General features: G+C 37.8%; 16 protein-coding genes and 1 pseudogene. 10 read left to right on the top strand and 7 right to left on the bottom strand.

The features are described 5' to 3' along the window. Positions 1-7 precede the first annotated feature (7 nt). The 4 genes from N0B29_RS06930 to N0B29_RS06915 all read left to right on the top strand — a co-directional run bounded on the left by N0B29_RS06930 (position 8) and on the right by N0B29_RS06915 (position 3615). Positions 8-1816, top strand: coding sequence for a menaquinone biosynthesis decarboxylase (locus N0B29_RS06930; protein WP_263832972.1), 1809 nt, complete (start codon positions 8-10; stop codon positions 1814-1816). A gap of 141 nt (positions 1817-1957) precedes the next feature. Then, positions 1958-2551, top strand: coding sequence for a hypothetical protein (locus tag N0B29_RS06925; protein WP_263832971.1), 594 nt, complete (start codon positions 1958-1960; stop codon positions 2549-2551). 3 nt (positions 2552-2554) lie between these two features. Then, positions 2555-2833: a CBU_0592 family membrane protein gene (locus N0B29_RS06920; protein ID WP_263832970.1), complete on the top strand. Its 279-nt coding sequence runs from the start codon at positions 2555-2557 to the stop codon at positions 2831-2833. Positions 2834-2964: 131 nt separating this feature from the next. After that, positions 2965-3615, top strand: coding sequence for a ferritin family protein (locus tag N0B29_RS06915; RefSeq protein WP_263832969.1), 651 nt, complete (start codon positions 2965-2967; stop codon positions 3613-3615). A gap of 45 nt (positions 3616-3660) precedes the next feature. Here N0B29_RS06915 and N0B29_RS06910 read toward each other — a convergent pair whose 3' ends face one another. After that, entirely contained in the window at positions 3661-4512 is an 852-nt protein-coding gene (locus N0B29_RS06910) for a dienelactone hydrolase family protein (RefSeq protein WP_263832968.1), read from the bottom strand. Positions 4513-4873: 361 nt separating this feature from the next. Here N0B29_RS06910 and N0B29_RS06905 point away from each other — a divergent pair, with 361 nt between their 5' ends. From N0B29_RS06905 to N0B29_RS06895, 3 genes and pseudogenes are all read left to right on the top strand, one after another. After that, positions 4874-5620: a radical SAM/SPASM domain-containing protein gene (locus N0B29_RS06905; protein ID WP_263832967.1), complete on the top strand. Its 747-nt coding sequence runs from the start codon at positions 4874-4876 to the stop codon at positions 5618-5620. Between the two features lie 537 nt (positions 5621-6157). After that, positions 6158-7351: pseudogene (locus N0B29_RS06900) on the top strand (FIST signal transduction protein); the annotation flags it as partial. A gap of 162 nt (positions 7352-7513) precedes the next feature. Further along, positions 7514-8167 (top strand): methyl-accepting chemotaxis protein, encoded by a 654-nt coding sequence (locus N0B29_RS06895; RefSeq protein ID WP_318526700.1) that lies wholly within the window; start codon positions 7514-7516, stop codon positions 8165-8167. Between the two features lie 64 nt (positions 8168-8231). On the opposite strand, the gene N0B29_RS06890 is transcribed toward N0B29_RS06895, so the two are convergent. Beyond that, a complete protein-coding gene (locus tag N0B29_RS06890) occupies positions 8232-8546 on the bottom strand; it encodes a hypothetical protein (RefSeq protein WP_263832966.1) in 315 nt (104 codons plus the stop codon). 192 nt (positions 8547-8738) lie between these two features. Here N0B29_RS06890 and N0B29_RS06885 point away from each other — a divergent pair, with 192 nt between their 5' ends. Then, positions 8739-8951, top strand: a complete 213-nt coding sequence (locus N0B29_RS06885; protein WP_263832965.1) for a hypothetical protein — start codon at positions 8739-8741, stop codon at positions 8949-8951. A gap of 37 nt (positions 8952-8988) precedes the next feature. On the opposite strand, the gene N0B29_RS06880 is transcribed toward N0B29_RS06885, so the two are convergent. The 5 genes from N0B29_RS06880 to N0B29_RS06860 all read right to left on the bottom strand — a co-directional run bounded on the left by N0B29_RS06880 (position 8989) and on the right by N0B29_RS06860 (position 15301). Further along, entirely contained in the window at positions 8989-9471 is a 483-nt protein-coding gene (locus N0B29_RS06880; RefSeq protein WP_263832964.1) for a hypothetical protein, read from the bottom strand. A gap of 261 nt (positions 9472-9732) precedes the next feature. After that, positions 9733-12762 (bottom strand): efflux RND transporter permease subunit, encoded by a 3030-nt coding sequence (locus N0B29_RS06875; protein WP_263832963.1) that lies wholly within the window; start codon positions 12760-12762, stop codon positions 9733-9735. A 3-nt stretch (positions 12763-12765) separates the two neighbouring features. After that, positions 12766-13464 carry an efflux RND transporter periplasmic adaptor subunit gene (locus N0B29_RS06870; protein ID WP_263832962.1) on the bottom strand — a complete coding sequence of 233 codons (699 nt, stop codon included), beginning with the start codon at positions 13462-13464 and terminating at the stop codon, positions 12766-12768. After that, a complete protein-coding gene (locus tag N0B29_RS06865; protein WP_263832961.1) occupies positions 13461-14690 on the bottom strand; it encodes a TolC family protein in 1230 nt (409 codons plus the stop codon). Before N0B29_RS06865 ends, N0B29_RS06870 begins: the two co-directional genes overlap by 4 nt. Further along, a complete protein-coding gene (locus tag N0B29_RS06860; RefSeq protein WP_263832960.1) occupies positions 14687-15301 on the bottom strand; it encodes a TetR/AcrR family transcriptional regulator in 615 nt (204 codons plus the stop codon). Before N0B29_RS06860 ends, N0B29_RS06865 begins: the two co-directional genes overlap by 4 nt. 154 nt (positions 15302-15455) lie before the next feature. Here N0B29_RS06860 and N0B29_RS06855 point away from each other — a divergent pair, with 154 nt between their 5' ends. Next, positions 15456-16349 (top strand): phosphate/phosphite/phosphonate ABC transporter substrate-binding protein, encoded by an 894-nt coding sequence (locus N0B29_RS06855; protein ID WP_263832959.1) that lies wholly within the window; start codon positions 15456-15458, stop codon positions 16347-16349. Next, positions 16346-18415: a bifunctional diguanylate cyclase/phosphodiesterase gene (locus N0B29_RS06850; protein WP_263832958.1), complete on the top strand. Its 2070-nt coding sequence runs from the start codon at positions 16346-16348 to the stop codon at positions 18413-18415. The genes N0B29_RS06855 and N0B29_RS06850 overlap by 4 nt, the downstream gene beginning before the upstream one ends. The last annotated feature ends 13 nt before the right edge of the window (positions 18416-18428 follow it).

Below are 18428 nucleotides of genomic sequence, written 5' to 3'. Positions count from 1 at the left end.
GGTAGGGATGCAGAAAATCATTGATCTTTTACGCCAAAATGATCTTTTACGTGTCATTGATGAAGAGTTGGATATAGACCTTGAAATTCCGCATCTTGCTTACATTGAAGTTAAAAAAGAGGACTCTAAAGCACTTTTATTTACAAAACCTGTGAGCAAAAGACTGGGTAAAAGCTTTGATATGCCCGTCCTCATGAATGTGTTTGGCTCAACCAAAGCCACAGAGCTTATATTTGGCAAAAATCCTAATGTTGTGGCAAACCAGATAGAATCTTTAATGCACATGAAACCGCCAACCTCCTTTATGGATAAAATGGGGATGCTTGGAACTCTTTTTAATCTTAAAAATGCTCTGCCAAAACGACTTAAAAGCAAGGGTGTCTGTCAAACGAAAGTCTACACAGAGCCAAATCTTTATGATTTTCCCATTTTAACGACATGGAGCGAAGATGGTGGACCTTTCATCACGATGGGACAAGTCTATACGCAAAGTTTGGATGGCACAAAACAAAACCTAGGCATGTACCGCTTGCAAGTGTACGATAAGAACCGCCTTGGTATGCACTGGCAAATTCACAAAGACAGTGCGCATTTTTTCCATGAGTACCAAAAAGCGGGTAAAAAGATGCCTGTAAGCATTGGAATTGGTGGCGATCCACTTTATATTTGGTGTGGACAAGCGCCAATGCCGATCGGTATGTTTGAGCTTTTACTCTACGGTTTCATCAAAGATAAAAGTGCTCGTCTTGTGAAGTCACTGACCAATCCTATCTACGTGCCTGAAGACGTGGACATTGTCATTGAGGGATGGGTTGATCCTGCTTTGAGTGAGATCGAAGGACCTTTTGGTGACCATACTGGCTATTACACACTTAAAGAGCCGTATCCTGTGATGGATGTGACCTGCATTACATGTAAAGAAAAACCAGTGTATCAAGCCACGGTTGTAGGCAAACCTCCATTGGAAGATAAATACATGGGCTGGGCGACAGAACGCATCTTTTTACCACTTTTAAAAACAACAGCACCCGATTTGATTGATTATAATATGCCTGAAAATGGGGTTTTCCATAATTTTATTTTGGCGAAAATGAATGTACTTTACCCAGGGCATGCGAAACAGTTTATGCATGCTTTTTGGGGTGTAGGGCAGATGAGCTTTGTGAAGCATGCGATTTTTGTAGATGAAAATGCACCAGAACTAGATGATTATGAAAAACTGAGCGATTACATTTTGAATCGTGTCAGTGCAAAGCGTTTACTCATTAGTGAGGGCGTATGCGATGCGCTCGACCATGCTTCTCCGAATGCACTCTTTGGTGGTAAGCTTGGGGTGGATTGTACAGGAGGTGTCATTGATGCGCCTTCTAAGACTATTTTGAGCGATAGAGATCTTCTTTTTAAAGTAACGACATTGGTTCCAGAAGTGAAGGCTCTTAAACAGTATAAAACAGATACAAAAACACCGATTACCGTTATAACCATCAATAAAAAGAGGGCAGGCAAAGAGGTGTATGAAGCACTCAAACCTTTAAAAGAGTACATGAAGCTCTTGATCGTTGTTGATTGTGAAGGTAATGATGTGGATAATGCGTATATGCTAATCTGGCGTGTGGTCAATAATATTGATGCGCTTCGCGATATTTTTATTGAAGATGAATTTATCGGTATTGATGCAACGACAAAAAATGCACTTGATGGATACACCAGAGAGTGGCCAAAAGATACCGACTGCGATCAAACTGTTATCAAAAACTTGATTGCGCGTGGTTTAGTTGATAACAACCCAGAGTTTTTAAAACACTTTCATATCTAATATCTTTTTTTATGTATACCATTTGTTTAGAAAAATAACAAATGGTATACATTTTCTCTCTATAAATCCCAAATCAACTTTTCGTATTGAAATATTTCAAAAAAAGTAATAGAATAGCCTATTCTGACTTGGGAGTAAGCGATGCAGACATCTTACAAGCCTTTAGTTGAGCGTTACGATATACCTAGACCTACATTGATTGAGTGGCAGAAGAGGGCAGAGCAAAAAGATAACTGGCGCGTAAAGCACCTTGCTTATCTTAGGATGCAGTTGAGTGTTGAAAAAGAGACGTATAGTGAGATCAAAGCGTTTGCGCCTTGCGTCGAAGACCTTTTTCTTTTTAGTATCTATCTTTTTTTCCACAATACCACAGATTTTATCCCCAAAGAGACATTTTTACAGAATTTGCGAGAGTTTTCGTTAGAAATTCGCACTGGCGTTGAGTATCAACACGATTTTGCTGGACGCATCTGGTCGCTTCGTATGGGTGAAGAGTCGAGTAAAAAGATGGTGAATTACTATCGTTTATTTGATCTTCTCAAAAAGTTTACAGCGGCGCAATATGCACTTTTGTTTAGTTCCGTTTTGGAGTTTGTACATTTTATCAAACATAAATATCAGATTGAGACAAAGAGTTTTTTAGAGGGTAAAACATGGCAAGAGCTCTACATGTATGACAAAGCGTTTTGCTCCAAAGCTATTGAAGAGTTTTTTAGTAAAAAAGGAATTTTGTAGTTAATGATGAATATAGAGATGGATCTTTTCCAATGGCTCGGTTTTGTAGGGATGTTGTGCATTGTCTTGGCTTATTTTCTACTTCAAATTGCACGATGCGACATACACTCCTTAGCTTATCAGATTTTAAATCTTGTAGGTGCTTTGGCATTGATCGTCTCTTTATTGGTTCATTTTAACTTAGGATCTTTTTTGATAGAGGTATTTTGGATAGCAATTACACTCTATGGTATTGGTAAAAACCTTAGAAAGAAAATAGCAAAACGTACTAAAATAGCCTAAAATAGATCTATTTGCCTATAATTTTGTGAATCAAAAGAAGAAGAAACAAATAATAAATTTTATTGTTTAGTATTTATTATCTTTTAAGCTTATTTCTCTATAATTACATCATAAAAACTTGAGGAGAAAAAATGAGACAGTATGAAACATACAAATGTAATAAATGTGGTAACGAAGTTGAAGTTCAAAATGTAGGTGGTGGTAAGCTTACCTGTTGTGGTCAAGAAATGGAGTGTGTGACAACAGATTTGACAGCGGTCAATCTTATGAAAGCATTTGCTGGTGAGTCACAAGCGCGTAACAAATACGATTTATTTGCTGACATTGCGCTAGAAGAGGGCTGGCATGCCGTTTCACGCCACTTTAGAGAAGCGGCAGAAAATGAAAAATGGCACGCAAGAGCTGAGTTTAAAGCCTACCATAAATTGGTTGATGGTGCTGAGACTGAAGTAACACTCAAAAACCTTGATGCAGCAATGGCAGGTGAAAACTATGAGCATACAACAATGTATCCAGGTTTTGCAAAAATTGCGGAAGAAGAGGGGCACAAAGAGCTTGCACGACTTTTCAATGCCATCGGTAAAGTAGAAATCGAACATGAACGCGAGTATAAAGCATTGCAAGATGCGATGAAAGAAGATGGTTTCTTTGAGGATGAAGAAGAAGAGATTTGGGTGTGCGAGGTGTGTGGACATATTCACAGAGGAAAAAAAGCACCCAATGCTTGTCCATTGTGTAAAGTGGGTAAAGAGTACTTTAAAAGACAAGAACTAGGCATCTAAGTTAAATCAAAAAAGCAGAAGCTACCTAACTCGGGGTTTCTGCTTTTACAGTATATTGTGTTCTTTGGCTAATTTTGTAAAAATTGGAAACCATGTGTCAAAATCTTTCCGAAATACAGAATGCCCAGCAGTCGAAGTTCCCAAATGGTACATAACCGTCTTACTCCCACCCTCAGCAAAAGCCTTAAACCATTGTATAGGAATTTCCTTACCCCAATATTCATCATTTTTTGCATAAACCCATACGGTTGGAATTTTAGAGAGTTTGCCATAGGCTCGAAAAATATCTTCTGCGTTTTGTGGATCTCTTGGATTGCCAGGATTTTTGATGGGGTCGCCACCAACACCTCCTGAAAGATTGAGGATGGCTTTAATGCTAGGGATATTTTTTGTACTCATCGCTATGACCATTGCTCCGCCATACGATATACCAATAAGCGCGCCATTCTCGGGATTGACATACGGCAAAGTTTGTGCAAGTTTTACAACATGAACGCCTTCTGTTGCCATGACTTCAAAAGCGTGTTGATAATTAGCATGAGAAAGTTTTGTAGGGGTATACTCCAAATCAGGGCCACCCGATACGCCATATCCGATGCGTGTTGGAACAAGTACTGTAAAACCTAGTTCTACAAGGCGTTTTGATTCTTTGACGTATCTTCCTCTACCAAATTTTTCTCTATCCGTAGGTGACGCGGATCTTCCGTGATTGATCAGAACAAAAGGAGTATTTGTTTTGGTGTCGTCGTGCCAAATCGTAACGACAATTTTCTCTGTTGATGTGCTCAAAGTTGTTTTGACGGGGATTTTTATTTCAACAGTGTCTTCGATAATTGCAGCTTGAGATAGGCTAAATGCAAAAGCAATAAGTAGAGGAATCAAACGAAAATCACTCACCATTATTTCCTAAAGGCTTGATTTTTATTAATGCAATAAAATAGTAACATATTACTTTCAATCCCATAAAGATCTACCTATCTAATTTCATTTTTTCTAAATATTTGTATAAAAAATCATTTTTTGTGACGCGAATTGTGACACCATTAGGTTAAAATGTCTTCATTAAACATATTTTATACTGGTAAATTTGTTACATGTAAATATATTCGTGATGACATTGATATTTTATCTGTCATCGAAGCCTAAATTATAAAACAATATGACAAGGATCAAAATGCTTAATTTCCGTTATGATGGTATTAACAAAGTTAGAAATATGCTCAAAATGCAGAATCAAGTTTTGTAGAAAGTATATAAAATGTTCACTCAAATCGAAATCACTACCGCATGTAATGCCAAATGTTTCTATTGCCCCAATGGTACACTAGAACATAAACACATGTCTTGGGAATGTTTTGAACGCATTCTTCAAGCCGAAAAATCCCCTACAATGCTTTTACTTTATGGAACAGGTGAACCACTATTGCACCCTTTTTTCTGGGAAATGGTTGCTCATGCTAAAGGTAAAGGCCATCGTGTTAGTACTATTACTAATGGTACTATTGCTTTATCTGCAACACACAGTGTACTACTTGATCACATTGGTTTTTCGCTTGATACCTTAGATGAAGCACTGGCTAAACGAAGTGGCAGAACATCACCTTCAAAAGCTCTCAAGCATCTTTTAGCCTGCCATGCTTTAGCACCTAAAAAGATCAAAATTTATGCTCTAAATTATGGGCAAGACCTAGCACCACTTAAAGCTTTTGCACAAGAACATGGAATTGCTCTTGCGATTCAGCAGATACAACCAAAAAAGAGTTACCAAGTACATTACACTACTGAACCTTTACCTTATACAACATTTCAGTGCTCATACTTAGAGAACGAAAAGATGCGTTATTACTTTGTCGATGGAACAAAAGCCCCATGTTGCTTTATGATAGATGCTACAAAGGTTTTACCAACTAAACAGATACAACAACACTTAGCACAAAAGAATAATGTCCCTTCTTGTTGTACACAATGCGGTGAATTGACTGGTGTTAAACGACTTTACATGTAAGGCTAAAAGGATGAAAAAATCAATAATAAAATAAAGGGAAGGGGCATCAAAATGGGTCTTAAAAATAAGATTTTTTTCTTAGTGCTTAGAAGAAAAGGAATCGGAGCTAAACTTTTACCTTTAATATACAAATAGTAACATATTTTGTTACGACAAGTAGCTTTTTTACATGTTAAGGCAATAAAAGAGAGAAAATGAAAACGATACGGTTATAAGCTATTTTCATGCTACGAATTTAATGTAGTATTTTTGAATATACTATTGAGTATTAACTATGAAAATTTAAGTTTTCAATAATTAATAAAATAGAAAAGTTACTATTCTTTGATTGTTCATAGGTCACGTCTTTGGGCAAAGATGTTTTAAGTACATCTTTATTTTTTGTGAGCTAGCATAAATACAAAGGTCATAGTATGGTCATATATTGTCTATATATTTATGGCTATTTGCTTTCTATGCTTTGAGTATAATTGTTATAATTGTGGCACAACATTGTAATCTTGGTGTTATAAATTTCATTCTAAAGGAAATCCTGTCATGTTGAATTTTTTTCGATCATCAACGCAAGACCAGACTTTTAGCTCATCCAATCGTACTTTCCCAAATCAAGCTATTGTTACTTTGACGCTTCAAGAAAGAACGATTACAACAGGACTTGAAAATCTCCCTTTTAAACCTAAAGTTGTTTTAGGTTTTGTCTCTCCTGCGCTTGATTTTCCTTCTATTGCATCAAAACTCAAGCAAACACTTCCAACTGATACGACTTTGATACTTTCGACTACTGCAGGTGAATTGTGCAGTTTGGATCGTTCAAATCCCCTTCCCTCACTCTATTCTTCTGCTGGAGCTGGTGAAGGCGATAACATTGTTTTGATGCTTTTTTCTCCTGAAATGGTCAGCGATGTCTATGTGGCATCTATTGCGCTAAAAAGCGAAGATATGGCTACAAGTAAGAAAACAGCCGCTGAACGCTCTGCTATGATTGCTGAAGAAGTCAAAAAAGTACGCGTTCCTTTTAAAATGCGCTCAGATGACACGCTTGGTTATACGCTCATTGATGGTCTTAGTGCGAGTGAGAGCTTTTTTATGGAAGCTGTTTACAATGTGGCTAAATTCCCCTGTTTACTCATTGGTGGCAGTGCTGGTGGTAAATTAGATTTTCAAAATACCTATATCTATGATGGAACACGTACTTTGCGTCATCATGCAGTCGTTACATTTATCAAATTGACACCACAGTACCGTTTTGGTGTCTTTAAAAGTCAAAATTTTAGAAAAACATCGACATCGTTTACTGTATTAGAAGCAAATCCGATTACGCGTACTGTTAGCGCCTTTTTAGATCGTAATACCAACATGGGGCTAGGTGTCGTAGCAGCGCTTACAAGTCATTTTAGATGTTCTGCTAATGAGTTAAATAATAAACTTGCCAATTATACATTTGGTATTGAAATCAATGGAGAGATTTATATTCGCTCGGTTGCTGCTATTGATGTCACAAACGATAGAATTAATTTTTATTGTGATATAGAAGCAGGTGAAGAACTTCTTTTGCTTGAAAAAACAGACTTTGTCCAGACTACAAACCATGATTTTGCAGAGTTTAGTCGCAACAAACCAAAAGCGATTGGAGCGATTTTCAATGATTGTATTTTAAGACGTCTGTGCAATGGCAAGGAGATCAATCAGCTTCTTACCTTTAAAGAGATTCCTGTTGTGGGCTTTTCGACTTTTGGCGAGCTTTTGGGCGTCAACATTAATCAAACCTTGACGGCAATCTTTTTCTATCAGGTTGATCAAGCAAACTTTGAAGATGATTACATCGATAATTTTGTACAAAAATACGCTGGATTTCAGAGTTACTTCTTATTGCGTAAGATCAACCGTCAAAATATGATCAATAACATTAATAAAGCAATGTTAGGGCAAATGAAACAGAGTATGCCTGTACTTGAAAGTATTGGAAATACCCTTCAAAATGCAATTAGCGCAATCGATGCGATTGAGACACAACTTAGTGGCGTTGAAAAAGAGTTTGTTGTCTTCTCTTCAAGCATGGAGCGAGGCAGTGTTGATAATGCCAACCTTGTTATCGAAGTGGAAAACCTTACGAATAATGTTCGTGATATACGCGTTGTTTTAAGCGTTATTTCCGATATTGCTGACCAAACCAATCTTTTAGCGCTCAATGCGGCGATTGAAGCGGCGCGTGCGGGAGAGCATGGAAGGGGATTTGCGGTTGTTGCTGATGAAGTTAGAAAACTTGCTGAACGTACACAAAAAAGCCTTTCAGAGACCAATGTATCGGTTAGTACGATCATTCAGGCGGTTGAAAATATCAGTAAAACAATGACAGGTGTGAGCAGTGGACTTTTAGAGGTCTCGTCAAAAAGCAATGCCCTCTCTTCTGATATGGAAAATCTAGCTGGCAAGAGCCAAGTTATCTCTGCTGAACTAAAATCTCAATCAAAATTGACTGAGGAGCTCAATAATGAGCTTAGAAAGCTTAGTGTTTATGAAAAAACGCTCGATATTTTAAATCATTAATACTTATGGGGCATCATTTCAAAGATGCCCTCTTATTTACATGTAAATAACACTGATTCCAAATTTACTTTGTTTCTTCGATAAGTTTGGCGTATTTTTCTTGAAGGTCAATGTATTTAGCCAAAAGCTTATGAAATTCGATTTCATAGTCGATGCTTTTGCCCTGCTCTGGCGATTCTAGTGCCTCTAACTCTTGATTTATTACCGCTGGTTTATTTGATGAAATCGTCTCATCAATAATATATTCATGCTCTTGATTGTCAACTCTTTTTTTGATTGTTTTGAGTTTCTTTGCATTGACGAGTTTTAGAACTGCAAAGGTACTCATTTTGTGTTTTATGGCGTATTGTTGGATGGTCATAAGGTTTTGCTCAAGCATATTTTTCCTTTTACATGTAAAAACATTTGGTGGTATTTTAATCAAGTAGGCTGAAATAAAAGCAAAATTCTTTACATGTAAATTCTTTTACATGGGTTAAAGCAAGGATAAAGTATAATTAAAAGATATATCGTTACAAAACTCTCAACGATTTTTCTCCAATCACATTTCTAAAAATACTAAGGACATATAATGGGTGGATTACTTAACAATAGCGTTAAAATGGAAAAAGGCTATAAATTAGCAGCTCTTTCAACACAGCAAAAGCATACAGTACCGTATGTAGGGAAACAAACAAATGTAGGTGAGGTTAACTCTGATAAAGCTAAAATGAGCGATGCGCGTAAAGCACAAGCCAAAGCCAAAGCGAAACAAGCCAAAAAAGATAGAAAAAGAAATAAGTAAAGAGATAGTTTTTAAGCTATCTCTTTGTTTTTGTAGATTAAAAAGCGTATTTGAGATTAAGTCCTAAAGTTTTATAGTCATAATCAGGAATATTGCTTGCATTCATATTGTAGTTTTTATATTCAACTGCTGCTGAAATTGCTCTTGTAATAGGATAGTCAACACCTAAACCATAACCCAAACCATAACCTGCATTACCATCAACGGATTGTAGCTTTGCGCCAACAATGCCATAAGCGTTCATCTTCTCCCAAACGTTGTAACCCAGTTTAAAATCCGTACCAGCGCCATACATTGAGCCATCGCGTAGATTTGAATATTCACCATTAAAAGCAACACCAAAAAGCACTTTGTTATCCAATGTTTTTGTCATACCATAGCCAATGTCAAAAGCAGCCTTGTGCTCTCCATCAATCGTTGCACGGGAGATGCCACCATGTACATCTTCAACATAGTCTTTTGCGTAAGCATTCATTCCAAGCACTGCGGCTACTGAAATGAGACATACTGTTCTTTTCATTACTTGTCCTTAAAAAGCATTTACATATCCGAATCAACGGAATTTTGCGTGAAAGCAAATGCAATCACATCGCGTTAAAGAGCTTTGCTCTTGTATTAACTCTTTCAGAGAGAACCTGTGAACTGAACATAGAAACTCAGTGTAAAATAAAACCGAAAATCTATATAGGTCAAAAGCAAAAAGTGTACCTACTGCGGATGTAAATGAAGAAAAAGAGAGATAAAGAGGCTGTTTTTTTAACAGCCTCTTTACATGTAAAGATTATTTAACAGTACCTTTTTCGTACCATGAACGTAACCATCTGTCCATTGGGTACATGAACTTATAGATGGCAGGAACAACGAGCAGGGTTAAAACAGTAGAGCTGAGAAGTCCACCAATGATAGCAAGTGCCATAGGAGCATTCGCTTCATGCCCTGCTCCGCTTCCAAAGGCTAGAGGCATCATCGCACCTATCATCGCAAAGGTTGTCATCAAAATTGGGCGAAGGCGTTTTTCACCCGCTTCTAGAAGCGCATCGTCAATACTTTTGCCCTCTTTGATCGCACGGTTGGCAAAGTCAACAACGAGAATAGCATTTTTACCCACCATTCCCAGAAGTAAGATAATACCAATCATAACAAAAAGACTAAACGTATTGTCTGTGAGATACAACGCCACCATGATTCCCGTTAAGGAAAGTGGCATAGAGATCATAATGATGAACGGCTGAATGAGTGACTCATAAAGGGCTGCTAGGATCAAGTAGATTAAGATAACCGCTAAAAGAACCGCTGCTCCAAAAGCTTTACCCGTATCGTTCATATTCTCAACATCGCCTGTAAAACGGTAATGATACCCCTCAGGAAGAATCTCTTTCATTTTATCCTCAACAAGAACAACCACTTTATCAAGAGATGTACCCACTATATTGGCGGTTACAAGGATTTTACGCTCACGATCAAAACGGTTGATGGATGCAGTTCCTAGTGAGTCTTCAAAGGCAATGAGTCCTTCAAGTGCTACAAACTCGCCATTGGCGTTTCTAACTTGGAGTTTTTTCATATCTTCAAGTGACATTCGATAATCATCTCTAAAACGAATCGTGATGTCAAACTGTTTGCCGTTGTCTTCATAATAAGAGATGGCACTATCGCTTGAATAAGCAGACCCAAGAACGGCGGCAATCTCTTTAACGCTTACCCCTACTCTTTGGGCATTTTCACGAAGAATACTTAGTTTCATCTCTGGCTTGCCGCTCTCATAGTCTCTATCGACATCAACGATACCTTGCGTTGATTTCAAATACTCCATAAGCTTGGTAGAGGTTTCATCTAAAGTTTCAAATTTATCGCCGGTAAGAACAATTTGAAGCGGTGCTGTCGTGCCACCTGTATCAAAGTCATCCACTTTTTCAACAGCAATAACAAGCCCTTCAATACCTTTCATTTTCTCTCGGTATTGTTGAATAAGTTTAATTTGAGAAACGGTTCGCTCTTTAACAGGTTTTAATTTGACATAAATACGTGCTTTATGAAGACTTTTAGCCGCATCATATCCGACTGAGATGATAGAATATGCGATGGATGGATCACCCTTTAGCATCTCATCAACAGGAATCACCTTTTGCTTCATTGTCTCTAAATTGATACCCACAGGAGCTTTAATGGTAACTTGAAACTCACTGTTGTCTTGCATTGGAAGAAAGTCCATACCCACTTTAAGTGTCATAGAAGCAAACAAAAGTCCAAATGTCGCAAGAACGGTAATGGTCTTAAAGCGAATAAGTGGCTTTAAAAGCGATACATAACCTTTATCAATTGCTTTTAAAATAGGCTCAGTAGCGTAGTAAAATTTACTCTCTTTCGCACTTAAAAGACGCGCACCGATAGATGGGACAAACATAACAGCAACAAGGTAAGAGATAACAATACCCGAAGCTACGGTCATCGCAAAAGAGTTAAAGAACATACCTACGATTCCGTCCATAAAAGCAACAGGAATAAAGACCGCTAAAAGAACAGAAGAGATCGCTAGAATAGAAAAGGCAACTTCTTTGATACCTTCAAAAGAGGCTTGAAAAGGTTTCATACCCTCTTCCATTTTTTTCATGATATTTTCAATAACAACAATCGCATCATCAATAAAAATACCAATAGCAAGGGTAAGACCAATGAGTGTTAAACGGTTAAGGTCGTAGCCTAGAGCGTTCATAATGGCAAATGTACCAATAACAGACGTTGGAATAGCAAGGGCTGAAACAATGGTGGCTGTAAAGTTACGCAAGAAGGCAAAAACGATGATAATAGCAAGAAATGCACCAAAAATAAGGTCAAAACGAACATTGTTGATGTTGACCATAATTTTTTCAGATTGGTCTTGTAAGATTTTGATCTCATTGTTTTTACCCGCTAAAAGTTGAAGGTCAGGCATGATCTTTTTAACACCTTTAATGATGTTCAGAACATTCTCACCTGCAATTTTTTTAACTTCAAGTGTGACACCTCTTTGACCATTGTAAGAAGAAAAACTCTTAGCATCACTGAGTCCATCAACAACGGTTGCAACATCTTTTAGGCGTACACCCGGTTTGACCAAAAGTTCTTCGATCTCTTGAATATTGGCAGCATCGCCCTCTGCTTTAATGATGATCTCTTGGTTTTGATTGATCATCTTTCCAGCACCTTGCTTGATGTTCTGCTTTGAGATGATACCACTAAGATCTGAGGCACTTAGGTTGTATTTGTTCAGTAAAAAAGGGTCTATAAAGATGCGAATCTCACGCTCTTGAAAACCAATGATATTCACCTCACCAACACCCTTAACACGCTGGAGTTTTGGTTTGAGTTTTTCATCGGCAAGACGCATCAATGCGATGTCATTTTTTCCATCACTGGCAACAAAAAGGTTGATGACACCTCCCGTTGCACCCAGTTTTTTGACCACAGGTTTTTCAACTTCTGTTGGAAGGTTAAGCGCACCGATTTTATCACGTACGTCATTGGTTGCGATATCAATATTTTTAGTCAGTTTAAACTGAATGGTCACAACACTAAAGCCTTCGTAGCTGGTTGACATCAGTTTATCGATGCCATCAACGCCAGAGACTGCCTCTTCGATTTTGTCGGTTACTTTTGTTTCCACCGTGGCTGGATCTGCGCCATTGTAGGTCGTTTGTACGGTAACAATAGGAAAGTCGACATTGGGGAAAAGATTGATGGGCATGGTGTTGTAAGACATCAAACCAAAAACTATAAAAGTTAAAACACCCATAAGGGTGGTTATGGGACGATTTATGGCTAATTTATACATGATTTATTCCGCACTTATCATGCCATTGCCAAAAAGACCTGGCATAAGGTCGACTGCTTTAACTTCGGCTTGCATTTCGCGCGTACTTGGAAGAATGGTTGGATAGATTTTACTGATCACACCCTCATACTTTTTATCGCTACCATCGACTTTATAGGTAAATTTTTGCCCTACTTTAACACTGTTCCAGTACTTTTCATCCAGTTTGAGTACGAGCTTTACATCGCGTGTGCTGGCAACGGTTAAAAGTTTTGTTTGGGAGCCTAGTACGATGTCACCTAGTTCCGTATTTTTCTTCGTTACGACCAAATCATAAGGTGCGCGAAGTTCTGTTTTTTTGAAAATAATCTCTCTGTTTTGTGCATTTAAGAGCTGAATGTCTTTGTCATAGAGGTAGTTTTCCATCTTCTCTTTGTCAATCACATCAGATATTTTGGCGTATCTATCATACGTTTTAACCGAATGTTCGGCATTTTTTCGTGCAATTTCATACTCGTTTTTTTCTTGTGCATTTTGCAAAGAAAGGAGTAAATCACCTTTTTTGACACGATCGCCAACGTCTACATGTAAAGTACCTACGACACCTGAAATCGAAAGTCCTAGCTCGGAGCTTTTTTCGCTAACAACATCAAAGGTTGCATAAACATCTGCTGCAACTAGTGCTTGAAACATAAATAGTGTGACTACAAAAATTTTTCTCATTGGATAGCTCCTTTTATTTCTTTACCCATTTCGTAGAGTAGAACGGCTTTTTGGTATTCAACTTCGTTGAGGGCTGTTTGAAGCTGAGACCTTGCATTGAATTTATCGCTAAGGGCGTCAAGATACGTAACGTTATTGACGATGCCTTGTTGGAATTTCTTTTTAACCAGCTCATAGGTCATCTCTGAGGCTGTAAGTCTGGCTTTAGCCGCTTCAATCTTCGCAAGAGCTGTTTCATAACTGTTCTGGGCACTTTTAAAGCTCGCTTTAGCTTTATGTTTTTCATACGCTAAATCGCTGCTTTTAGAGAGGTAATTTTTTTGCGCGGCTTCTGCACTTGCTGAAGTAGAGCCAAAGTCAAAAATTTTCCACTGCATAGAGAGTTGAACGGTGTTTTGGTGGTTATTGTCAGACTCCCACGCAGGGTTGGAGTAGTCGTATTTGAAACGTGAGTAGGTATCTTCGAGTTTAATCGTTGGAAGATGAGGTGCTTTAGCGGCTTGTGCTTCAGCACGGGCGCTTTGTACGCTCTGTTCTAACGCTAAGATGTCAAATCGTGTTGCATCTTCCACTTTGCCCTCTTTGAGCGTGATAGTTGAGCCTGCTTCAACACTTACGGCTTTGCCGGTTAGATATTCAAGCGTATTGGAGATGTTGTTTAATGTGTTGTCTAGGGTTAAAAGGTCGACCTTCGTTTGTTCGATGGTCGAAATGATCTTTTGGATCTCGTCGGCTGTTGCAGAGCCAACAGAGAGGAATTTTTCTAAGCGATAACGCTCTGCTTCGAGTTGTTCCATCTTCTGTAATGTTGATTCTTTACTTGCAAGCGTACTGATGTAGTTGTAATAATAATAGATAACATTCAGTGAAACATTGTTTTGTACAGATGAGAGTGAGAATGTAGCTGCTTTAACGAGAGCTTGTTGCTGGTCAAACATCGCTTCTCTTTTCCCACCATCGTAAAGGATAAAGGAGAGCGTGGCAGCACCTGTACGACTTTTTTCGGGTGTAAACATGTTTTCTTGTTGGTTATAGGTCTGATTGGCACCCAAAGAGAGGCTAGGCATGTATCCACTTTTCATTGCGTATTCTTGCTCTTTAGCTGCTTCTAGGTTATAACGTGAAGCTTCCACGTGTTTGTTTTGTTCTGCAAGACCTAGTAGTTCAGGCAAATTTCCAGAAAAGGCAAACAGTGGAACGAGGCATAAAAGAGTTAATTTTTTCATGGTTCCGTCCTTGTACATTGATCGAGTAGATACTTAATATGTTGCGTAAGTGTATTTTGGGCTTCATAGAAGTCCATGTTACTGGCTTTTGCTCTGACTAAAGCACCTTTGAGGAGCATGATGATGGTATAGGCCAGTATATCTATATTGTCGACATAGAACTCACCTTTTGCCATACCCTCTTTTAAAGTATTGGTAATAAAATCATAATCTTCTTGAAAAAAACTCTCAAAATAGGCTGTATAAAGCCCTGTTTTATCGATAAGCATGGAGCTTACAAAGTGTTGATAGAGTTTTAGAATCTGCTCTTTGTTTTCTTCTTTATCACACTCACTAAAGTTATAGAAGTCTAAAATTTTCTCTTTAGCACTCATCTCTTCTTTGACGCGTTTTTGAAAGGTATCACGATGATTTTGAGCGATAATATCCCAAATTGTAAAGATAATCTCTTCTTTGTTTTTAAAGTAGAGATAGACCGTTCCTTTGGCGACTCCTGCACTCTTTGCAATCTCATCAATGCTTGTTTGCTGAATACCTTTGTCGCAAAAAAGCTCAATAGATGCACGTGCAATGTCGCACCGTTTCTCTTCCTTATCAATAATTCTTGCCATAGCGCACCTTTTTAAATGACTGACGGTCATTCATTTTGTGAAATAGTACTACATTTTGTGACACATGTCAATGACTTTAAGCGATAAATTAACGGATTAACACACAAATTTTGTATATAATAAGAAAATGTTCTAAAGCGATACAAGGATGAATGTGAAAACAGTTCTTTACGCTTTTTTAAGCGTCATATTGCTTTTTTCAAAATGCGAAATTTTTGCTAAAGAAGCATTGTATCGACCAACATCAAAAGAGATCGCCTCTAATATTTATATTGTTGGAATACATCCTTATATCAATACCCAGCAAATGTTTCTTTCCTATCGCCCTATTTTGGATTATTTAGAAAAAAATATTCCCAATACACTTTTTGTTTTAGAAACTTCCGAAAATTATGCACAGTACAATCAAAAGCTTCAAGCACGCGTCTTTGACTTTTCGCTTCCCAATCCCTATCAAACAGTTACAAGTTTTAATTATGGATACCATGTCATTGCTAAAATGAAGCCAGATTCTGCATTTAAAGGTATTTTTGTAGCCCGTAAAAGTTCGCATTTGCGTACGTTTGAACAACTTAAAAATCAAAAAATAAGCTTTCCAGCTCCAACTGCCCTCGCCGCTGCCATGATGCCGCTTTATTTTTTAAAAACACATGGTTTAGATATTGATAAAGATATTAAAAAAGTTTATGTGGGCTCGCAATTTTCATCTATTATGAATGCGTATAGTGGTGACACCATAGTAGGAGCGACTTGGCCTACTTCGTATGAGGATTGGTGTAAACAAAACGCTCAAAAAGCCCAAGAGATGGAAGTCGTATGGGAAACTGAAATACTTGTCAATAATGGTTTTATTGTGCATGAACGAGTTCCTCTCTTTTTAGCCGAACGCATAGCTATTTTACTTGCTACACTTGATACGCATAACGAGGGGAAAAAACTACTTCACGACGCTGGTTTTTCTGGATTTGAATTAGCCAGTAATGAAACATACGATAAAGTCGTACAATTTTTAGAGCAATACGATAAAGAGATAGGACTTCCTAAATGAATATTATAAAAAAAATCGTTCACTTCTTTTATGGTTCTATCAAGCATAAACTCATTACCAATGTCATTTTGATTCATGCTGTCCTTATGGGTTTTGTTGTCTATGATCTCGTGGAAAGACAGTCGGAATTTATGGAAAAACAGCTTGAAAATCAAGGTAGGGAGTTTGCAACGCTTCTTGCCATTAATGCTGCAACACCTCTGCTCAACAACGATCTTATTGCCCTTGATGAACTGTTGCATAGTTTTCGCGAAAACAAAAATATCTACATGGTATTTTTGCTTGATGCACGTGGAAAAGTTAAAGCCAGTACCGATAAAAGTTATTTCAATCAAACATTAGATGATGATAAAAGTGTTAAATTGCTTGAAATGGCAAATAATAGCACTCAAGACGATACCGCGCAAATCAGACATACAACATTGATAGACTCTGCGCATTGTATCAAAGTAAAGAATACAACGATTGGCTATGCACGTATCATTTTAAACAGTCAAAGCCTTGAAGATGAGTTGTCTGTCATTACGAACAAGGGGCTTTTTTATATTTTTCTTGCCATTTTTACAGGCGCACTGTTTGCATGGTTTTCCATTCGCTCAACAACGGAAAATCTCAATGAAATAGCCGATGTTGCCTCCAGCATAGCCGATCAAAAGTTTGATATTACTCTGCCTGTCGTTGAAGGTAATGATGAAGTTGCTAAAGTCTCTAGAGCGTTTCGTGTCATGATAACCTCCATAAAATCTTATATAGCAGAGTTGCTTGAGCGTGAGATGAAAACCAAATGGCTCGCGCAACATGATAGCCTCACTGGGCTTTTCAATCGCAGAATGTTCGAGCAAAAAATCGAAGAGAGTATTAACGAAGTACGTGAAAAAGGGACAACGCATGCCCTTCTCTTTTTAGATTTGGATAAATTCAAAGTGATCAATGACAGTGTTGGGCATTTAGCAGGTGATACCTTGTTGCAACAGATTGCTTCTTTGTTTGAGTCGAGTATCGGGGAAAATGATTTATTAGCAAGGTTTGGCGGGGATGAATTTGGCATTGTTCTACGCAATTGTGATCTTGCCTGTGCGCAAATCAAAGCACGGGAAATTATCATTAATGTCGAAAAATTTAACTTTACATGGACAAATAAACGCTATAAAGTTGGTGTGAGCATTGGTATTGTGATGATTGATGGCTTGATTGGTACGGCATTAGAGCTTTTGAGCCTTTCAGATACGGCGTGTTACATTGCCAAAGAAAATGGTGTCAACAATCTTCACATTATGGATGCCAAAAGCGAATCGTTTGTGCGTTTGCACCATGAAATGGACTGGATTTCAAAGATATACGATGCGATCAATCACAATTTATTTGTGCTCTACATACAAAAGATTCAAAGTTTAAAAGGTGAGGACGATCATTATGAAGTATTGATTCGAATGAAAAATGATGAGGGAGATGTTTTTTACCCTGACTCGTTCTTGCCCTCAGCAGCGCGCTACTCTTTGATGCCTAAAATTGACTTGTGGGTCATTGAGACATTGTTTAGATTGTTGCGTGACAATAAAACGCTCGCCTCCATCACTTTTGCGATCAATCTTTCAGGGCAGTCCTTGATGAAAGACGATTTTGAAGGGCACGTTGAAGCGCTTTTTGATAAGTACCATACCGATGGGCATAAGATTATTTTTGAGATTACCGAGACATCAGCGATGTCCAATTTTAAGCGCGTGACCCAGTTTATTAACCATTTTAAAGCCCTTGGTTGTAAGTTTTCGTTAGATGATTTTGGAACAGGTCTTTCATCGTTTGCTTATTTGAAAAACTTTAGGGTGGATTATCTTAAAATTGATGGCAGTTTCGTTCGTAGTATTTTAGAAGATCCTATCGATAAAGTCATGGTGGAGTCTATCGCTCAGATTTCAACACTTCTTCATCTTAAAACCGTTGCTGAATATGTTGAAAATGAGGCGATTTTAGATGTACTTAAAACAATGAATATCGATTATGGGCAAGGCTATGGTATTCAAAAGCCATTTTTTATTGAGAAATTATTAGAAGAATTGTCATCCTAAAGCCGCTATTTCC

Origin of the sequence: Sulfurospirillum oryzae, from assembly GCF_025770725.1 — a bacterium.
GTDB lineage: Bacteria > Campylobacterota > Campylobacteria > Campylobacterales > Sulfurospirillaceae > Sulfurospirillum > Sulfurospirillum oryzae.
This window is presented reverse-complemented; position numbering and strand designations above follow the sequence as displayed.